General features: G+C 64.0%; 12 protein-coding genes. 7 read left to right on the top strand and 5 right to left on the bottom strand.

Annotated elements, in window-relative coordinates; translation table 11 throughout:
• Positions 1 to 226 precede the first annotated feature (226 nt).
• On the bottom strand, positions 227 to 2,974 hold the full coding sequence (locus NTZ26_08870) for a hypothetical protein (GenBank protein ID MCX6560615.1): 2,748 nt from the start codon (positions 2,972 to 2,974) through the stop codon (positions 227 to 229).
• Positions 2,975 to 3,150: 176 nt separating this feature from the next.
• Between NTZ26_08870 and NTZ26_08875 the strand changes: the two genes are divergently transcribed.
• Entirely contained in the window at positions 3,151 to 4,083 is a 933-nt protein-coding gene (locus NTZ26_08875) for a DUF72 domain-containing protein (protein ID MCX6560616.1), read from the top strand.
• 318 nt (positions 4,084 to 4,401) lie between these two features.
• On the opposite strand, the gene NTZ26_08880 is transcribed toward NTZ26_08875, so the two are convergent.
• Entirely contained in the window at positions 4,402 to 6,030 is a 1,629-nt protein-coding gene (locus NTZ26_08880) for an NAD(P)/FAD-dependent oxidoreductase (protein ID MCX6560617.1), read from the bottom strand.
• Between the two features lie 142 nt (positions 6,031 to 6,172).
• Here NTZ26_08880 and gatE point away from each other — a divergent pair, with 142 nt between their 5' ends.
• Positions 6,173 to 8,110, top strand: a complete 1,938-nt coding sequence (gene gatE, locus NTZ26_08885; GenBank protein MCX6560618.1) for a Glu-tRNA(Gln) amidotransferase subunit GatE — start codon at positions 6,173 to 6,175, stop codon at positions 8,108 to 8,110.
• Entirely contained in the window at positions 8,107 to 9,495 is a 1,389-nt protein-coding gene (gatD, locus tag NTZ26_08890) for a Glu-tRNA(Gln) amidotransferase subunit GatD (protein ID MCX6560619.1), read from the top strand. Before gatE ends, gatD begins: the two co-directional genes overlap by 4 nt.
• A gap of 326 nt (positions 9,496 to 9,821) precedes the next feature.
• Here gatD and NTZ26_08895 read toward each other — a convergent pair whose 3' ends face one another.
• Complete coding sequence (locus tag NTZ26_08895) at positions 9,822 to 10,253, bottom strand: hypothetical protein (GenBank protein MCX6560620.1); 432 nt, start codon at positions 10,251 to 10,253, stop codon at positions 9,822 to 9,824.
• Positions 10,254 to 10,322: 69 nt separating this feature from the next.
• On the opposite strand from NTZ26_08895, the gene NTZ26_08900 reads away from it, so the two are divergent.
• Both NTZ26_08900 and NTZ26_08905 read left to right on the top strand, forming a co-directional pair.
• Complete coding sequence (locus tag NTZ26_08900; GenBank protein ID MCX6560621.1) at positions 10,323 to 12,656, top strand: PP2C family protein-serine/threonine phosphatase; 2,334 nt, start codon at positions 10,323 to 10,325, stop codon at positions 12,654 to 12,656.
• A gap of 1 nt (position 12,657) precedes the next feature.
• Positions 12,658 to 13,182, top strand: a complete 525-nt coding sequence (locus NTZ26_08905; GenBank protein MCX6560622.1) for a metal-dependent hydrolase — start codon at positions 12,658 to 12,660, stop codon at positions 13,180 to 13,182.
• Between the two features lie 355 nt (positions 13,183 to 13,537).
• On the opposite strand, the gene NTZ26_08910 is transcribed toward NTZ26_08905, so the two are convergent.
• On the bottom strand, positions 13,538 to 15,931 hold the full coding sequence (locus tag NTZ26_08910; protein ID MCX6560623.1) for a S9 family peptidase: 2,394 nt from the start codon (positions 15,929 to 15,931) through the stop codon (positions 13,538 to 13,540).
• 142 nt (positions 15,932 to 16,073) lie between these two features.
• Here NTZ26_08910 and NTZ26_08915 point away from each other — a divergent pair, with 142 nt between their 5' ends.
• Both NTZ26_08915 and NTZ26_08920 read left to right on the top strand, forming a co-directional pair.
• Entirely contained in the window at positions 16,074 to 18,008 is a 1,935-nt protein-coding gene (locus NTZ26_08915; GenBank protein ID MCX6560624.1) for a M1 family metallopeptidase, read from the top strand.
• 10 nt (positions 18,009 to 18,018) lie between these two features.
• The gene (locus NTZ26_08920) at positions 18,019 to 18,888 is read left to right on the top strand and encodes a hypothetical protein (GenBank protein ID MCX6560625.1); all 870 of its coding nucleotides are present in this window, start codon (positions 18,019 to 18,021) and stop codon (positions 18,886 to 18,888) included.
• Positions 18,889 to 18,895: 7 nt separating this feature from the next.
• On the opposite strand, the gene NTZ26_08925 is transcribed toward NTZ26_08920, so the two are convergent.
• On the bottom strand, positions 18,896 to 19,087 hold the full coding sequence (locus tag NTZ26_08925) for a hypothetical protein (GenBank protein ID MCX6560626.1): 192 nt from the start codon (positions 19,085 to 19,087) through the stop codon (positions 18,896 to 18,898).
• Between the last annotated feature and the right edge of the window lie 30 nt (positions 19,088 to 19,117).

The following is a 19,117-nucleotide window of genomic DNA, read 5'->3' on the forward strand; positions in this document are numbered from 1 at the left end:
GTTTAGCCTTCCTGCGCACCTCCGCGAGGGAACCCAACGGGCGCCGAGGGATGTTTGAGCACGTGAAGATCAAACGAGAAAGAGACAGAGTGGGGGGACTATCGAGTTCGAAAGATCGAGCGTGCGGAGTTCCGCAGGCGCCGAGCGGAGAAGCGCGAGAAAGGCGTGAAAAACCCGCGCCGCCGGGCCAAATACCGAGCCGCCGGCCACGCAGAATGGAAAAAACTTATCGTTTTACCGTAATCAGGTTCCGCTTGCGCAATTCCTCCACCGCCGGCTTCCAGCCCCCCGGCGCAGCCCATAAATAATAAGAAAAGTACCGCCGCGTTTTCTGAAAGATGGGCACCCAGGGTTGGAACTCGGCGTAATAGTGGTTCGATTCGCCGTTGGAGGGGTGGTTCATCCACATGTGCAGGAATTCGGGCTCATCGACCGGGAAGGCGCCGACGAAGGCGAGGTCCTCGGTTTCGTCGTAGCCGGCGTTCCAGCCTTCCACGGGATAGAGCACTCGGCCGAAATACTCCTCGGGCCGCATCCGGAATTCCGAGAGGCCGCCCTTTTCCGGCACGACGAAGAGGTCCTCGAGCCAATGCCGCTGGCCGAGCTCCAGGATCGGCTGCGGTCCGAGCATGTTGAGCTCGGGGTTGACGAAGTCCATGGCGAAGCGGACCTCAAGGAGCGGCGAGTCGCCGTAGAGGGTGAAGATCTTCTCCATGCGGTTGCCGAAATAGTCAGCTGTCATCCGGACACGCACGAACGTCCCTTCGGACCGGACGATCTCGGCCTCATAGACCTTGTGGGTTTCGATGCTGGCTTGGCCCAGGAAATCCTCGAACCCGCCGTAGGGATAGAAGCCGCGCTCGCGGAACGGCCGCCGGTCGGTGCTCGTTTCCTTCTCCGGCCAGAGCTTGAAGAGGACGTTGTCGCCCTTGGCCTTGATGGTGTATTCGATGACCCGCGCCCCCGTCGTCAGCAGGACGGCCTTGATGCGCGAGTTCTCCAGCCGGTATTCCATAATCCCGTCGCCGTTCAAGTCGACGGGCGTGCAGACGGCCCGGCCGGCTGCCGCTTCGACGCCGATCCGGCTCTTCGATTCGGCGCCCAGGGCCGTGACGACGGCTTCATAGCCGCCGGGAGGGAGGGTCAGCGCGACCTGCGTCTCGCTCCAGCCGCCCGCCGGGATGGTCGCTCGGACCTCGCGCTCGAAGACTTTTTTCCGATCTCCGACGCGGTAAACCGCCACCCGGAAGGGGACCTCGGCCGCATCGGAGAAATTGTGGATGGCCACCGGCAGATCGACAGCCGGCGCTTGGCCGTAGAGCAGCGACGGCAGGGAGACCGCGGGCGGAAGATCGAGGATGGCCAGGGTTCGTTTTCTCCCCCCAGGCCAGGCGAATTCGACCAGGACGGGATTGGTCCGTCCCATCGCGTCTTGGCTCAAGGTTAGGCGGAAGCTCTCCATGGCCGGAGGGCCTGGGGCGAGGGTCGCTTCCCGATTCGCGCTTCCGACGACCGAGAGCTCCGGGCCCGTGCGGACCGAGAGCTTTCCGGCCAGGGCCTCCGGTCCTTCATTCGCCAGCCGGACCGTCAGGGTCCGGCCCTGGACTTCGGCCGCGAGCTGGACGGCGTCCCCGAAAGCGTCCTCCAAATAAGCCCGGTCGAGCCAAAGCATTTGCAGGGCGGATCGGAAGAGCCGCGGGCCCATCATCTTGCCCAGCGGCAGAATCCCGACCTCGCGCCGCTCGAGAATTGCCTTCCACATGGTTTCCCGGTTGAACGGCTCGCCCTTGGGTGTCAAGAGGACCATGGCGGCGGGGGCGTCCTCGCGGATCATCCCCGTCTGCAGGATAAAGGGCGTGTTCTCCTCGTCGGCCTGCCTCTTGTTGCCTTCGATGGCGATGACCCCGTCGTAGGCGAAGCGATCGCATTCGGGGGCGAAGAGGGGACGGAAAAGATATCCCCCGCGCTCCTTGACGAACTTGATCCATTCCTCCTCGGTCGGCATGTCCTGGATCATGAGGCCGTCCCAGCTTCGCAAGCCGTAGGCGATCGTCCCCAGGCTGTGGGTGGCCTTGCCCGTGCCGACGTCCGTGACGACGTCCAGGCCGATCTTGCCCAGCCATTCGGGAAGCTGGGGCTGGAGAAGAAAGTCCATATAGCCATTGAAAGTGAACCAATCGTTGCCTTGGTTCAGCCCCTTGGCGATGACTTCGAGCGGGTGGCCGGGGAAGCAGGTCACGCTGTGGAGGAGCGTGCCCGTCCCGAACCAGCCGCGGTGAAGGCCGTAGCGGGCGGTGACGTCGGCGGTGTCCGTGAGGAGCGAGGCGAACCGGGCTCGATCCTCAGGCTTGTCCGAGAGGACGACGAAAAGCCGCCGGGCCCCGTCCCGCAGAACGAAGGCGCTGAGGGGGGAATAGTCCTTGGCCCTTGACTGATGCCCCGCGCGGGGACTTTGCGGACCGGCCATCGCCGCCAGCCGGCGTCCGGCTTCGGACCCGAACGGCGAGAAGACGAGAAGCGGCCGGTCGGAATCGGCCAGGGCCGTATCGACCGCGGCCGGGGCGGGATCTTCGAGCCTCCGGACCGGCGCCGCCAGATACTCCGCCATGAAGCCTTCTTCCATTTCCAAGCCGGGGAGCCCCAGCTCTTCCGCCGTGTCGCGCTTGGCCTGGGCGACGGCGGCCTCGACGTCGAGGGTGCTCATCTGGAACAGATTGCCGTACTGGTTCCAAACCCACGCCAGATCATGCCAATAATTGGTATATCCGCTGAACGCGCCCGCGGTTCGAATGAGGGGAGACGGCGCCGTTCCTGCCGATGGCGCGGCCCGCTTGAAGCGGCCCAACGGCCCTTCGGCTTGCGTCTTTTCCGCGGTTGCGGCCCGAAGGCCCGAGGCCGCGATCCCCAAGGCCAAGACTGACAACGCGACGACAAGTCCTGAAGCGCGTCTGCGGGGGCGGTCGAAATTGGGCATGGAGGATCCCTCCCGATGGATTTCGTTCCGGCCCATTCTATCAGATTCCCGGAGCTTCCGGAGAGGGCCGGTCCCGGGCCGGAATTGCGGCGCCGGCGTGGCTCGGCTACAATGATTCCCTGAGTGAGAATTTCCCGTCCGCCGAGCGTCTGGATTAAATGAGGAGGGATGGGACGATGGCCAGCGAGCTGATAAACCTCGAGATTCCGCGGCGCTTCCGACCCTGGCTCCGGATCGGGACCTGTTCCTGGAAGTACGATTCCTGGAAGGGCCTCATCTACGACTCGGAGAAAACTTATAAGGCCCAGGACTACCTTCCCGACTACGCCAAGCGCCTGGGCTCGGTGGAGGTCGACCAGTGGTTCTGGAGCCTGTTCCCGGCCGGCATCCGCCTGCCCGAACCGCGCGACGTCCGCCGCTACGCCGAGGCCGTCCCGGACGATTTCGTCTTTACCGTCAAGGCGCCTAATGCCCTGACCCTGACCCATTTCTACGCCAAGCTGGACGGAGCCGATAAGGCTTTCGCCGGCCGGCCCAACAGCTCTTTCCTGAAGATCGACCTGCTCGAACGGTTCCTCGACCGGTTGGCTCCCTTCGGCAAAAAGCTGGGGCCGATCATGTTCCAATTCGAATACCTGAACCGGCAGAAGATGCCGAACCGCGACGCTTTCCTGGAGGCGATGGGCGGATTTCTGGACAAAGCCCCCAAGGGCTTCGCCTATGCCCTCGAAACCCGCAACCCGAATTACTTGGGCCCGGAGCTTTTCGACTTTCTCAAGGGTCGCTCCATCGGGTTCGTCTACCTGGACGGATATTACATGCCGCCGATCGGGGGCATCTTCGAGGCCCACCATCCCCGGACTGCGCCGTTCAATGTGGTTCGCCTGCACGGCGGCGACCGGGGCGAGATCGAGAAGGAGACGGGCGAAGTCTGGAACAAGATCGTAGCTCCCAAGCCCGAAGCGTTGAAAGCCGCGGCGGCGATCACGGTTGAGAACATCCGTCATAAAATCGTCACGCACCTCAACGTCAACAATCATTTCGAGGGCAGCGCGCCCCTGACGATCGTCCGCTTCCTCGATGAGCTGAAAAAAGCGACGGCGGGCTGATTCAGATTCTTGGCCCAATTCCGGGAAGGGCGGCCCGGAGTACCGGCCCGGCAACGCTTTGCGTAGTCCTCGCCAGGACGAATTCCTATTCGGTCCTCGCGAGAGCGGCTTCGGGCTCTAGCGATTTCGTCGTTGGCCGATCTTGCTGCGTTGTTCCCTCGCCACGATCCCGGCAGTAGAAGGAGCCGATCACGCTGCATGATACCGTTGCCCCCAACGGCACACCCCGAACTGATTGGCCTCCCCGGAATTTGGCGAAGATCCTTTTTTTAGGCCCGGCGCGGGCGCAAAGCGAGCGCGGCCGCGGCCGTAAAACGCTCACCACGTCTTCATGATCTCGGCAAAGCACTGCAAGCCGCTCGGGACGACGGCGGCGTATCCGCCGCCGGGGCTCGTCCAAGCGCCTGCAAGATAAAGGTTTTTGATCGGGGTCTTCGGAGCCATGCGCTGGGGCCCCGAATTGCCGACGGTCTGGTCCCAGCCGTAGATCGCGCCGCGATAATTGCCCGTATAGCGGACGTTGGTCAGCGGGGTGGCGATTTCCTTGACCTCGACGGCGCCCCGCAGTCCCGGCAGGAGAGTCCGCTCGACGGCTTCGATCATGATGTCCGCCAGGCGGTTTTTCTCGGCCCGGTAGGCGTCCTTCCGCCCGGCGAAATAATCGGCTTCGTACTTCAGCCATGGGTCGTAGCCTTGCAGGGTCATGATCGAAAGGGTGTTCTTGCCCGCCGGCGAGTAATCCGGGAAAAGATTGTCGTAGAGAGTCAGGCCGAAGCCATTGGCGACATCGCCCCGGACGCAGGCCGCGTAATCGGACTCGATGTCGTAGCCGGAATTCTTGAAGATCTCCGTGTCTTTGATCCCGGTTTCCTTGATCAAGTTCTTTTTGAGGCCGAGAAAGACCTGAAAAGTGGACAGACTCGGCGTCATCTTGTCCATCCGGGCCAGGTAATCCGCGGGGCGCTCGGCGGGCGGCACCATCTTATGGAACAGGTCGTAGGCGTTGGCGTTGGAGACGACGACCCGGGCCCGATACTCCCGCCCGTCGACGGTCTTGACGCCTTCCGCGGCCTTGTCCCGGACGAGAATCGATTCGACCGGAGAGGACAGCTGGACCGTGCCGCCGCGATCGGCGATGAACTTGGCCAGGGCGTTGCTGATGGCCTGGGATTTGCCGTGCGGGTAGTACCCGCCCTGGGTCAGGTAGCCGATGGTGGGCAGGGCGTAATAGAACGAGGACAGCTTGGACGGCGGAAGGCCGTAGTAGCCCCAGAGCGAAGAGACGAGCCCCTTGAGCTTGGGGTTCTTGACCCGGACGTCGACGAGCGTGCTCCACGGCTTGCCGAACGCCTTCATCAGGTGGGGAAAGAGCTTGGGGTACTCGGAAAAGGGGGGGGGAGCGGAAGCGGCGGACAATGCGTTGATGTCGCCGGCAATTCCCGTCATGTCATCGAACAGGGCTTGAATGCCCTCTTTTTCTTCAGGAAATCGATCCGTCAGCAGCTTGATATAGCCGGGGACGTCGCGGGCCGGAACGCGAATGTCGTCGTCCGGGTAGATGGCCCGGTAGATGTTGGGGTGCGGCGCGAAGGCGACGTCCTTGATCTCCGGAAAGCCCGGGATAAGGTTGTGCACGCCGTCCCGTTCGCCCACCGTCGTGGAGTGCAGGGAGGCGTCGAAAACAAACCCGCCCGGCCGCTTGAACGTCGTCGCATAGCCGCCCGGCTTGGAGTGCTTCTCCAGGACGAGCACTTTGAAGCCCTGGCGGGCGAAAGCTGCGCCGCAGCTCAACCCGCCCAGCCCGGCGCCGATGACGATCGCGTCGTAGGCGCCGCCCGCTTGCGGGCCCCGGCCTCTGGGAAAAGCCGTCCAGTCCCTTCCGGCCAGGGGGATTCCGGCCAGGACGGTCTTTAAAAAATCGCGGCGATCGAGCCGATTGGGGGTCATGGGATGAATACTCCTTGGCCGTTTGATTGTATGCCCAATTCCCGACGGTCCGCAAGCGGGGCGACGCCCCCCGGGCGGTCGAACCTTGACAGCCGGCGGAGGGGCGTGTAAAAAGGTCTTTCGCGGCCAAGGACGCGACTACATGGCTTATGACTTTGTTTTCAAACCTTTTGCCGACATGACGCCCGAGGACTACGCCGCCGTCGGCTTCAAGTCCGGGCTCGAGATCCACCAGCAGCTCCTGACCGAAAAGAAGCTGTTCTGCCGCTGCCCGGCCGGGCGCTACAGCGACGCCTACGACGCGGAGATCCTCCGCCATATGCGTCCGACCTTGTCCGAGCTGGGGGAGTACGACGGCACCGCGCTGATGGAGTTCAAGACCAAAAAAGAGATCATCTACCGGATCAATCGCGAGACCGTCTGCACCTACGAGATGGACGACACGCCGCCGTTCATGATCGACGAGCAGGCCCTGGATATCGCCTTAAGCATCGCCATGCTCTACGAGTGCGTCATGGTCGACGAGCTCCACATCGCCCGCAAACAGTATCTGGACGGGAGCATCCCGACCGGCTTCCAGCGGACGACGATCGTCGGTGTGGACGGCCATATCCCGTACCGGGACCGGACGATCCAGATCATCCAGCTCGGGCTGGAGGAGGACGCCTGCCGCGAGGTCAGCGACATCGGCCACCGCCGCACTTACCTGACCGATCGGCTGGGCATGCCGCTCATCGAGACGGTCACCGGCCCCGACATGCGCACCCCGCTGGAGGTGGCCGAGGTCGCCCAGATCCTGCGCCGCCTGGTCCGCAGCACGGGCCGGGTCCGTACGGGGCTCGGGGCCGGCCGCGAAGACGTCAACGTCAGCGTCACCGGCGGCACCCGTATCGAGATTAAAGGCGTGCCGCGCATCCCGCGCATCCCCCTGCTGACCTATAACGAAGCCATGAGGCAGTGGAACCTGCTCCGCCTGCGCGAGGAGCTGGCCCGCCGGGGTATCGTCGCCGAGGCGTTCAAGGCCGGAACCGAGGACGTGACCAAAGTGGTCCGGAGGACTAATTATCTGCCTCTGCAGGCCGCCCTCAGCAGCGGGATGACCGCCTTCGGAATCGTCTTGAGGGGGTTCCGCGGCCTGCTCAACTGGCAGACCCAGACCGGAACGTATTTCCACCAGGAGATCTCCGACCGCGTCCGGGTCGTGGCCTGCCTGACCCTGCTGCCCAACATCGTCCATTCGGACAGCTTGGGCGAAGGCCTTGCGGGCGGCGAATGGCCGGCCGTCAAGAAGATCCTCGGCGCATCCGACAACGATGCCGTCGTGGTCGTCTGGGGGTCCGAGGCCGACGCCAAGCTGGCCGCCCAGGAGACCATCCTGCGGGCCAAAGAGTCGACGATCGGCATTCCCTCCGAGACCCGCCAGGCCCTGCGGGACGGGACGAACGGATTTGAGCGTATCCTGCCCGGCCCGGACCGGATGTACCCGGACACGGATCTCCCGCCCAAGCAGATCGCGGCCGACCGCCTGGCCTGGCTCCAGGCCCGCCTGCCGGTGTCCATCCTGGTCCGCGAGGCCTGGTACCGCGAGATCGGCGTCCCCAAGGACTTGGTCGAACAGCTCTCCATGTCGCCGTTCGCGCCCGTCTTCGAGACCGCCGTCAAGCGGAGGGGGATCGATCCCAAGCTGGCCGCGGTCATCCTCGTCCATCATCCCAAGCGGCTTCGGCGCAAGGGGATCACCTCGGCGGCCGGAACGACCGAAGCGGGCGAGGTCTTGGACCAGATCTTCGAAGCCCTGCAGAACCGACGACTCTATAAGGAAGGCGTCCTGGACTTGCTGGAGGCGGCCCTGACTTCGGGCCGGCCGGTGCCGGTCCTTTGGCCGGAGTTCACGGCGGAGGATACGCCGGACCGGGACCAGGCCCGCATCGCCGGCCTGCTGACCGGGCCCCGCTTCCTGGACGCGGGCCGGCGGGAACGGCGGGCCATGGGCCTGCTGATGGAGAGCTGGCGCGGCCGCACCGACGCCGCGGCCGCCGCCCGGGGCATGGCCGAAGCCCTGCGGAAGGTCGCCCCATGAACGAACCCAACCTTTATAAAGGCTACAAAGGCCGGGCCCTCGAGGTCCTGCAGCGCTTCGAAACCGCGGTCTGGTGTGACGCCATGTTTATCACCCCGACAGGGCGCTACACCGGCATCGTCCTGCCCCGGTCCGAGACCGCGGACCAGTTCCATATCGTGCTCAAGCTGCGCTCGGGGTACAACATCGGCATTCGGGCCGACCGGGTGACCGGCGTCGAGATCTATGGCCGCAAGGAAGCCCACTACAAGATCCCCGAGAAGGCCTTCCCATACGATCCGGTCAAGCCCAAGGTCAAGCTGCTCGGCACGGGCGGCACCATCGCCAGCCGGCTCGATTACCGAACCGGGGCCGTCATCCCGGCCTTCTCGCCCGGCGAGCTCTACGGTTCCGTGCCGGAGCTGGCCGATATCTGTAACCTGGAGACCGAGAAGCTCTTCGGCGTCTTCAGCGAAAACATGGGCCCCGAGCAGTATATCGCCACCGCCAAGGCCATCGGGCGGGAGATCGAGAAGGGCGTCCAGGGTGTCGTCATCGGCCATGGCACGGACACGATGCACCACACAGCGGCCATCCTGTCGTTCATGGTCCAGAACTCGCCGGTCCCGATCGTCATGGTCGGCTCCCAGCGCTCCTCGGACCGGCCCTCGTCCGATGCCGCGCTCAACCTGATGCACAGCGTCAAGACGGCGGCCGAGAGCGACATCGCCGAGGTCATGGTCTGCATGTTCGGGCCGACCTCCGACACGTACGGCCTGCTTCACCGCGGGACCCGGGTCCGGAAGATGCACTCGAGCTACCGCTCGACCTTTCGGACGATCGGGGACATCCCCATCGCCATGGTCAGCCGGGAGAAGATCACGCCGCTGCGGCAGGACTACAAGCGCCGGCGCCGGGACCGCGAGGTGGTCATCAACACGGCCTTCGAGGAGAAGGTGGCCATCGTCTATTACTACCCCAACATGAAGCCGGACATGATCGATTCGCTGATCGACAACGGCTACAAGGGGATCATCATCGCGGGGACCGGACTCGGCCACGTCAACAAGCCGCTCTATCCCGCGCTCAAGCGGGCCCAGGACAAGAAGATCGCCGTCTATATGACCGTTCAGACCCTGTGGGGCTACGTCCAGATGTACGTCTACGACACCGGGCGCGACATGATGGAGCTGGGGGTCGTGCCGGCGGCCAATCTTCTGCCCGAAGTCGGCTACGTCAAGCTGGCCTGGGCCCTGGGGCAAACGAGCGACTTGGACGAGGTTAAGAAGATCATGCTGACGCCCATCGCCGGCGAGATCACCGAGCGCGAGCCGTCCAACGGCTACCTCATCTTCCAGGGCGGTATCCCGGAAGTCGAGGAGTTCATCTCCAAGTATCGGAAATAATCGGCGCTTCTCCCATCTCCGGGGCCTGCGTCACGATGTTCGGCCCGGCGGCGCGGGTTTTTTACGCCTTTTTCTCGCTACTCTTCTCGGCGCCTGCGGAACTCCGCACTTTCGATCCCCCGAATCTGCATGATTCCCCCACTCCGTCTCGTTCCCAATGATCGTTACGTGCTCAAACATCCCTCGGCGCCCGTTGGGTCCCCTCGAAGAGGGGCGGAAAAAGGCTAAACCCGCGCGGTTTCGCCGTTGGCCGAACATCATGCCGCCTGACCACCCCCCGGAGATGGGGAAATACCGTCAGAGAAGGAACGGGTGGTTTTCCCTTTCTAGCGCTGGACGGGGGGGATGTATCCGGAATCCCGGTCCATGGTGATGTCCCGCCGGGCCGTCGTGATCGTCACGGTGAAGCCGGCGATGACGTCGAACAACGACATCAGGGCCAGGATGAAGAAGGTCGAGGTCCCGGCGCCCTTGACGATGATGAACTCGATCAGGAAGATGATGAAGACCAGGGTCGAGAGGATGTGGTCGACGATGGCGGCCTGCGAAGTCCGGGTCGACTTGAGGACCTCGATGAACAGAAAGACCAGGCCGATGATGACGAACAGATCGCCCACCGTCATGAACCAGACGGCGCCCGACATCAGCTTGAACTTGAAGAGCAGGTTGTTCATGATCTCGCCCTTGCCGAGCAGGATGAAGATGTCGATCAGGATCAGCAGAAAGCCGAACATCGGGATCTTTTTTAAGGTTTTCATAAGGTCCTCCTTATCAGTGGCGCCATTATAACAGAGAAAGAAATCCCTGTATAATAGGCCTCGAACGCCATGACCCAGGCTAAGCCGACCGATCCCTTCGCCGTCACGGGGCGGAAGACGATCGCCGTCTCCCCGCTGCATGCCCCCGTCCATCGCCTGATCCTGCTGGCTGCGGCCGGAAGCGCGGCCGCCTGGCTCGTCCAGACCTTCTTCGGTACGGCCCGCCTTTTCCCGATCGCCGCGGCCGCGGCCTTCCTCGGTATCGCCTGGGCGGCGGCCTTGCGCCTCCTTTTTCTGGACCTCAAGGGGCGCGGATTCTGGGGCGTCTGGGTGGCGGCGAGTGTCGTCTCCGTTCTCGCCACCAAGGCCGGCGGCAGCCTGTGGGTCACGGGAGCGGTTTTGTCCGGGGTTTTCCTCCTCGCCCGCCGCTTTCGGCCATTCTCCTACCTGACCCACCGCAGCCGGGCCCGCATTTTCTTCGTCTCTTTGGCCGCCTGGAGCGCCCTGACCTGGGGCTGGTTCGTCGGCGGCCGGGAGCTGTTCGCCGCCTCGGGCCCCGCCGCCGGGTATCTCGTCAACCTTCTCCGCTATGCCTGGATCAGCCTGCAAGCCTTCTGGACCCTGACCTTGCTCCACCTGTTCTTCAAAGCCCGCCTCCACTCGCTCAAGATCCGGCCAAAGCTGGCGATCAGTACGCTCCTTATCGCCGTCGTCCCGCTCGTTTGGCTGCTGGTGATGGGGGGAGTGACGATGATCAGCATCGTCGGCGAGATGCAGGCGGCCCGGGCCGGGCTCGTGCTTCAAGACTGGGCCGGGCTGGCCTTCGAGAATCCGGATCTGGCTCGGACGCTTTCGGGAGCATCGTTCGTCCTCGGCGGGCCCGGCGGACAAGGAGCGTCCGGGATGCCGCCGGCCTGGTGGCCCGCGATCGAGTCGGCGGCCGGAAAGCCCAAGAACGCGGAGGCGATCGGATCGGCCGCCAAGGGTCCCGGCTTCCTGCTCCGGGTCGACCGTGAAGTGTGGGGCATCAGCCGAGGTCCCGCGGCCCGCTGGACCGGAGGATTTCGGATCGACGAACGATTTCTGGGCCGGATGGCCCGCATCATCCACGCCGACGTTGAGCTTAGGCCCGAAAATCCGCTACGCGAGGCGGCCTTGTCCGAGGCCAAAGAAGGGGCCCCCGCGCCGGAGGATCGGATAAAGCCCGTCTCGATCGGCCGGCTCGACCCGTCCCGGCCGGCGAACGAGAATTGGCGCATCGGCACGATCCATCTCGACCTGCTCGAATACCGTGACGGCAAGTTTGCCGTTTCAACCGCCTTGCTGACGGTGCGGACGTCTCCGGGGCTGGTCTGGGATGAGGTCTATTCCCGCAGCGATCTCGTCAGCCGGATCATCGTCGGCGCCCTGATCATCCTGGGCGCCACCCTCCTCACGCTCGAAGCGTTCGTGCTGGCCTTCGGCATTCGGATCACGGCCGGCATCACCTCGGCCGTCAGGGCCCTCCATCGGGGTGCCCGCCGAATCGCCGCCGGCGATCTTGAAACGCCGATCGAAATCCCCAACGAGGATGAGCTGGGCGACCTGGCCGCCGCGATCAACGAGATGGCGGCGGGCGTCAAGCGGGGCCGGGCCGAAGCCTTCCAGCGCGAAGCCCTGGAGCGGGAGCTGGCCGTAGCCCGCGAAATCCAGGAGCGCCTTCTGCCCCACGTCATGCCGGCCGTGCCGGGATTCGAGATTTCGGGCACCAGCCTGCCCAGCCAGCAGGTGGGCGGCGATTATTTCGACTTCCTCGATTTGGAGGATGGTCGCCTCGGCATTGCCATCGCCGACGTTTCGGGCAAGGGCATTCCGGCCGCTCTGCTGATGGCCAACCTGCAGGCCATCCTGCGAGGCCAGGCCGATGAGCGCGGCGACGTCTCGGCCATTCTGGCTCGGGTCAACAACTACCTGGTCCGATCCACCGATGCCCATATGTTCGCCACGTTCTTCTATGGTGTCCTCGATCGGGCCGGCGGCCGATTCCTTTCTTCCAACGCCGGGCATAACCCGCCGCTCCTGCTGCGCGCGGACGGCCGTCTGGAGCGCTTGTCCGCGGGCGGGTTGGTGCTGGGGTTCCTGGCCAACCAAGCGTATATCCAACAGACGACGAATTTGGAGCCCGGCGATGTCGTGGTTCTCTTCACCGACGGGATCACGGAAGCGTCCTCACCCGGTTCCCCGGATCGGCCGGATCGCTTTTTCGGCGAGGAGCAGCTGATCCAGGCGGTGCGGGAGTGCGCCGGGCGGACGGCGGGCGAGATCCAGACCGCCATTCTGAACGCAGTGGCCGGCCATACGGCGGGCTCGCCCCAGGGCGACGACATCACCCTGGTCGTCATCAAGCGGCGGGCGGGGTCATGAGATGAGCCCTATCGCCCATCTCGGGATCGGACTCCTCGGCTGGCAGGTCTTCGATCGCAAGAAAACGCTGGGTACGCTGGGGATGTTCTTCCTGGCGGCCAATCTGGCCGACATCGATTTCCTATTTTATATGGTCTTCGGGCCCAAGCCGATCTTCATCCATCAGTACTACACCCACAACGTCCCGTTCATCCTGGCCGGCTGCGGCCTGTTGGCGTTCCTCCTGCCGCGAGGTCGGAGCCGTTGGGGCCTTCTTCTGACGGGGCTCTCCCATCTGCTCCTGGACATCATCGTCATCGACACGCTCAAGCCGATCGGCATGCGGCTCTTCTTCCCGTTCTCCGACACTTACTACAATCTGGGCTTTTTCCCCTTCCTCCGTCGCGTCCCCAGGAAGGTGATGACGAGTCCGCACAACTTCCTGGTCCTCGGCCTGGAGTTCGCCTGCTTCGTCCTGCCGATCTGGCTGCTGTTCCGCCGCCGCTTAGCCCGGCGCTTTTCCTCGCGCGCCTTCTGGCGGCTGTAACCAATGGTTTTTTGTTCGTTTCCCGATTCCGGGAAAAACATGCGGTTCGGAGTGTCGGCCGACGGCGAAACCGCGCGGGTTCCGGCTTTTTACGCCTCTCCGCGAGGGCACCCAACGGGCGCCGAGGGCTGTTTGAGCACGCGATCATCTAACGGAATCGAAACGGAGTGGGTGGTCTCCAAGACTGGACGATCTCGAATGCGCAGTTCCGCCCTCGCGGGGACGGTCGGAGCGACGTCCCTACGAGGACTGCGAAGCGCTGGAGGCGCCGAGCGGATTGGCGTAAAAAGGAGTGGTGAACCCGCGCCGCCGGGACGACACTCCGGACCGTGTTTCCCGGAATCGGGAGGTGAAATTAGTTTTTCAGGTTTGTCTCGAACAGCTTGAAGATCCTCTTGTACTCGTCGGCCCAGGAATCGGCGTTGACGAAGCTGTGGTTCTCACTCGGATAGAGAGCCAGCTCCCAGTTCTCCTTGCGCAACTCGATCAGCCGTTGGGCCAGCCGGATGCTGTCCTGGACGTGGACGTTGGTGTCCACCACCCCGTGGCAGATGAGGAGGGCGCCTTTCAGGCCTTGGGCCAGATAGAGGGGCGAGCTCTTCTTATAGGCCTCGGCGTCCTTTTGCGGCAGGTTCAGGATATCCACGGTGTAGCCGGCGTTGTAGGCGGCCCAATCGGTCACCGGCCGCAGGGCCGCTCCCGCCTTGAACGCCTCGGGAGCTGTGAACATCGCCATCAGCGTCAGGAAGCCACCGTAGCTGCCGCCATAGCAGCCGATGCGGCCGGCGTCGACCCCGCAGGACTCGACCAGGAACTTGGCCCCATCGACGACGTCGTTCAGATCCTTTCCGCCCATGAACCGGTAGACGCCCGTGCGGCAATCCCGGCCGTAGCCGGACGAGCCCCGGTAATCGAGGTCCAGGACATGGTACCCGGCGGCCGCGAGCAGGTTATGGAACATGTATTCCCGGTAATAGGTGGACCAGCCCTTATGGGCGTTTTGCAGATATCCCGCGCCGTGGATGAAGATCACGGCTGGACGTTTGGGGTTGGCCGAGGCGGGCCGGAAGAGACGAGCGTAAATATCGACGCCGTCGCGGGCCTTGAAGCTCAAAACTTCCGGTTCCATCCAAGCATAAGAGCGGAACTCCTCCGTCGTGGAAAGGGTCAGGGTCCGGGCGGCGGCCCCCGGCTTGGCGGGCTGGACATAGAGCTCGCCCGGCTTGGTTGCCGTGCTGAAGATCGAGGCCAGCGTCGTCTCGTCCGGCGAGAGGGATACGGCATGCTGGCCGGTCATCGCAGTTAGCCGGGTCCTGGGTCCACCCTGGGCGGGCATAACATAGTAGTGGAGCTCGCCGGGATGGACTTCGCTCGAAGTGAAGTAGATCTTCGTTCCGTCGGCCGATAGGACGGCGTCGCGCACCTCGAAACGGCCCGAGGTCAATTGGGCCCTTTCTTTTCCTTCGGCGGAAACTCGATAGATATGGGCGAACCCGTCTTTCTCGGAGACATAAACGACGGCCTTGGCGTCGGGCGTCCAGGCGACCGAAGTCAGCCCGAGATCGCCGACCCAGGCGTCGTCATGGATCGTTTCCAGCGGCAGGAGGGTTGCGGAAGCGGGATCGAGCCGGTAGAGCCAGTCGTCCTTGCGGTCGTCCGTCCGCACCTGGACCAGCCCCCAGCGTCCGTCGGGCGACCAGCCCAGGAAGGACTCGGAGAGCTTCCTCTCGCCCTGCCCGAAGTCGAGCCAGCGGACCTCGCCCGTGGTGGTCGCCATCAGGCCCATCCGCCCCGACCGGGTCCAAGAATACGCCGCCTTCGGCCGCGACGGGATATCCTCGGTGTAGCCGGACCTCGTGACATAGTTGGGGACGATAGTTTGGCGGATGTCGGCCACAGGCTCGGAGATGGTGAAGACCACTTGGCTCTCGTCCGGCGAAAGGTCCTGTCCGGAGACAGTCTGATTCTCGGCCAGGGGGAACGGCCGCCGGCGGGCCATCGGACGGGCGCCCGTGCCCGTCGGGGGCCCCACTGGCATTTGGCCGCGGCCTTCGCCCCCGACCCGTTTAAACATTTGGAAGAGCTCCAATTGCTGGTCCTGGTACCATTTGTCGATATCGGTCGTCTTGCGCGGTTCGACGGCGGGGGGCCGCTTGGCGAACGATGTCATCTGCCGCAGCTCGCCGCCGTCTAAGGCCATAGCGAAGACGTTGTCGCCGACGGTATAGACGACTTTCTTTTGGTCGAACGAGAATCGGACGCCCGCCTCCCGATCGTCGGTGGCGAGAAGCGGTCGGACGGCCCCTGTTTTCAAATCCATGAGTTTGACGTCGCCGCCTTCGACGAGGAGGGCGCGCTTGCGGGCCTTGTCGGGGACGGGCTGAGCGCCGCCGCCGAAGCCGCCAAATCCACGGCCGCGGCCCGGGGCCGAGGCGGGAGGCCGCTTCATCATCGCCTCGGCCGTAATCTTGCGCGGCGCTGCATCGGCCTTGCCGAAGGCATAAAGCTCGGCCGCCGGGGCGCCGGGTTTCTTCCACCGGAAGTAGAGGACTTGGCCGTCATAGGACCACTGCAGGTCCGAAGGGGTGGTGCCGATAAGCTCCTCGCCCCGCATGATGTTGTCGATGGTCAGGCGGAACGGACCGGGCGCCGCAGCTTGGCCGGGCAAGGGCGCCGGCGCCAGAACGGCGACGATCGCCACAAGCGCAGCGGCGAGAATCGGAGCAAGGGCGGATCGGGTTCGGGCCATGGGGTACCTCCGGGGAAGGGTCGGCGCGAAAAACGTATTTTAACCCCGGAGGCCGGCTATTTCCAGCCGGGGACGGCGTTTTTTGACTTGCGTTTTTCCTTGTGTTATATGCTACCCAGCTTATTCTCGGGGAGAGCCCGTCATGTCCAAGACACTTCTTGCCGCTCTCATCCTGGCCCTCTTGGCTCCCGCTTGGAGCCAGACGGTCCCTGCGAGTCCGATCGTCCAATACGACATCCAGGCTCGGTTGGTCCCCGAATCCAAGACCATCCAAGGCCGAGAGACGCTTGTTTGGCGCAACGATTCGGACCAGCCGGTAGCGGAACTCCGCTTTCACCTTTATATGAACGCCTTTAAAAATAACCGTTCGACGTTCATGACCGAAAGCCGGGGCTCAAGCCGCGGCTTCCGGGCCGACAAGGAGAACTGGGGCTTCATCGATGTGACCGAAATCGGGATCAAGGAAGGGGCCGACCTGACGCCGACCATAGAGTTTGTCCAGCCCGACGACAGAAACGCCGACGATCAGACCGTGATGAAAGTCACCCTGCCGGCGCCGGTCAAGCCGGGCGATTCGATCACCCTGACGGCCGCTTTCACGGTCCGACTTCCCAAGGTCTTCGCCCGGGCCGGATTCGCGGGCGATTTCTTCATGGCCGGCCAATGGTTCCCCAAAATCGGCGTGCTCTGGAAAGGGGCTTGGAACTGCCATCAATACCACGCCCAGAGCGAATTCTTCGCCGACTACGGGACGTACCGGGTCGACCTCACCGTGCCCGAAAAGTTCGTGGTCGGCGCGACCGGCAAGCGGATCGGGGACAAGAAGAACGCGGACGCGACCAGGACCTTTACCTACGCCCAGGACAACATCCATGATTTTGCCTGGACGGCCTGTCCCGATTTCGTCGAGTCGAGGGAGCGGTTCCATCTGGCCGAGCCCGCCGTCGACACCGAGATGATCTTTCTCGTCCATAAGGAGCATCTGGGCCAGCGCGACCGTTACGTCCGGGCCTTGAAGCAGGGGCTGGAGTTCTACAGCCGCAGCTACGGCGCCTATCCCTACCCGACCATCACCCTGGTCGATCCTGCACCCGGGGCGACCGGCGCGGGCGGGATGGAGTATCCGACCCTCTTCACCGCCGGCACGGTCGCTTTCATGCCGGCCGGGCTGCGGATGCCGGAGATGGTCACCATCCACGAGTTCGGCCACGGTTACTGGTACGGGATGGTCGGCTCGAACGAGTTCGAGGAGGCTTGGCTGGACGAGGGCATCAACACCTATTCCGAGATCAAGGCCATGACCTTGTTCTACGGCCCCGACCGCTCGCTCATCGACCTTGGGCCGATCCGGATCGGCGATCTGGCCTACCAGCGGCTGGCCGTCATCGGCTCGGGCCGGTTCGACCCGATCCTGAAGAAATCCTGGGATTTCGTGGGCGGCGGCAGCTACGCCGCGAATGTCTATGCCAAGGCCGGCCTGATGCTCCTGACCCTGGAGCGGTATCTGGGGGAGGAGACGATGGGCCGGATCATGCGGACCTACTTCGAGACCTGGAAGTTCCGCCACCCGACCTCGGAGGACTTCATTCAGACGGCCGAAACGGTCAGCGGCCGGGATCTCAAGTGGTTCTTCGACCAGGCTCTTCGCAGCCCCGACAAGCTCGACTACGCCGTGAGCTCCGTGAGCTCCGAGCCGGTTCTCGAGGCCGAGGGGATGTTCAAAGGCAAACTGGTCAAAGCCGACCCGGCGGCGGCCAAGACGCCTGCCGCCTATCGCAGCGAGGTCGTCGTGGTCCGGAAAGGGGAGTGGATCTTCCCGCAGGATATCCTGGTCGTGTTTGCCAATGGCCGCAAGATCAAGGAGACCTGGGACGGCCGCGAGCGATGGAAGCGCTTCGTCTACACCGGCCCCGACCGTCTGGACTACGCCCAAGTGGACCCGGAAGGCATCTGGCTGCTGGACGTCGACCGGGCCAACAACTCCCTGCGGCTCGAGCCTCGGCCCGGCGGCGTGCGCAAGGCCGCCCTGAAGATCGCGGCCTTGTTCCAGCACGTCCTGTCCCTGCTGACCCTTTGAGGAGAGACCTATGAGCGTCATGAGAATCTACGGCAAGGGCCTGCAGGAAGCCCTGATCCGGCCGCAGGCGGTTTTCGTCTTCTGGGCCGTCAACGTCGTCTTCGCCTCGGCCGTTTACGCCGTCGCCGCCTCGGTCCTGGCCGCGCCGCTGGCTCGCAGCTTGAGCGGCGACGCCCTGATGTCCGGACAGGCGACCGACGTCCTGATCGAAGTCCTGACCGGCTCCGGCCCCGCCTTGAACGCCCTGCTGACCGCGGCGGCAGCCCTGCTCGGCCTGTACTTATTCGTCTCGCCGTTCCTCTACGGCGGAGTGCTCAGCGAGCTGGTTCGGCTGCGCGAGGCCCAGGGCTTCGCCGCTTCGTTCTGGGCGGGCGGCGGGAAATATTACGGGCGCTTCTTCCGCGTTGCCGCGCTATCGCTGCTGCTTTGGGTCCCGGCGGCATTCCTCTTTTTCCTGGCCGGGCGTGGGATCGCCGCGGCCGGGCCTGATCCGGCGCGGGAAAAAGTCCAGTTCCTGTTGGTCTTGGCCCGGATCGCCATCGGGCTATTCCTCTTCTTCCTGGTCAAGATGATGCTGGATTACGCCCGGATCCGGATCGCAGTCACAGAGGGGCGGAGCGCCCTGGCCGCCCTGGGTTGGGCCGTCGTTTTCGTCGTCCGCAAGTTGGTCCGGACGCTGGCGTTATATTATCTGCTGGGCTTGACGGCCCTGGCCGGGTTCGCCGCTTACTGGCTCCTGCAGGCGTCTTTCGCTCGGACGACGACGGCGGCCGTCCTGTCCGGATTCTGTCTGGTTCAAATTCACATTCTTTGGCGGTGTTGGATCAAAGTGGCCTACCAGGCCGCCGAGCTCAAGCTCTACGCCCTGGAAGCCCATTAACGCGGCTTTAACGGAAGCCGCGCAGGGCTCGGGCCGGGAGCGTGATGACGGCCTTGAAGAGATCGAAGACGGCGTCGACGGTGATGCCGATCAGCCGGAACGGAAGCACAAGCAGCCAGACGATCGGATAGAGGACGACGGCCAACAGGGCCAGCGGCCAACACAGGATGAACAGGATCAGCCAAAGCAGAAGATTCATCGGCGCACCTCGTCACACGATGATACGGGA

The organism is Candidatus Aminicenantes bacterium (assembly GCA_026393855.1).
Taxonomy (GTDB): Bacteria; Acidobacteriota; Aminicenantia; order Aminicenantales; family UBA4085; genus UBA4085.

Coding starts and splice junctions, on each gene's coding strand:
- NTZ26_08870 (MCX6560615.1), bottom strand. CDS start 2,974: ATGCCCAATTTCGACCGCCCCCGCAGACGCGCTTCAGGACTTGTCGTC.
- NTZ26_08875 (MCX6560616.1), top strand. CDS start 3,151: ATGGCCAGCGAGCTGATAAACCTCGAGATTCCGCGGCGCTTCCGACCC.
- NTZ26_08880 (MCX6560617.1), bottom strand. CDS start 6,030: ATGACCCCCAATCGGCTCGATCGCCGCGATTTTTTAAAGACCGTCCTG.
- gatE (MCX6560618.1), top strand. CDS start 6,173: ATGGCTTATGACTTTGTTTTCAAACCTTTTGCCGACATGACGCCCGAG.
- gatD (MCX6560619.1), top strand. CDS start 8,107: ATGAACGAACCCAACCTTTATAAAGGCTACAAAGGCCGGGCCCTCGAG.
- NTZ26_08895 (MCX6560620.1), bottom strand. CDS start 10,253: ATGAAAACCTTAAAAAAGATCCCGATGTTCGGCTTTCTGCTGATCCTG.
- NTZ26_08900 (MCX6560621.1), top strand. CDS start 10,323: ATGACCCAGGCTAAGCCGACCGATCCCTTCGCCGTCACGGGGCGGAAG.
- NTZ26_08905 (MCX6560622.1), top strand. CDS start 12,658: ATGAGCCCTATCGCCCATCTCGGGATCGGACTCCTCGGCTGGCAGGTC.
- NTZ26_08910 (MCX6560623.1), bottom strand. CDS start 15,931: ATGGCCCGAACCCGATCCGCCCTTGCTCCGATTCTCGCCGCTGCGCTT.
- NTZ26_08915 (MCX6560624.1), top strand. CDS start 16,074: ATGTCCAAGACACTTCTTGCCGCTCTCATCCTGGCCCTCTTGGCTCCC.
- NTZ26_08920 (MCX6560625.1), top strand. CDS start 18,019: ATGAGCGTCATGAGAATCTACGGCAAGGGCCTGCAGGAAGCCCTGATC.
- NTZ26_08925 (MCX6560626.1), bottom strand. CDS start 19,087: ATGAATCTTCTGCTTTGGCTGATCCTGTTCATCCTGTGTTGGCCGCTG.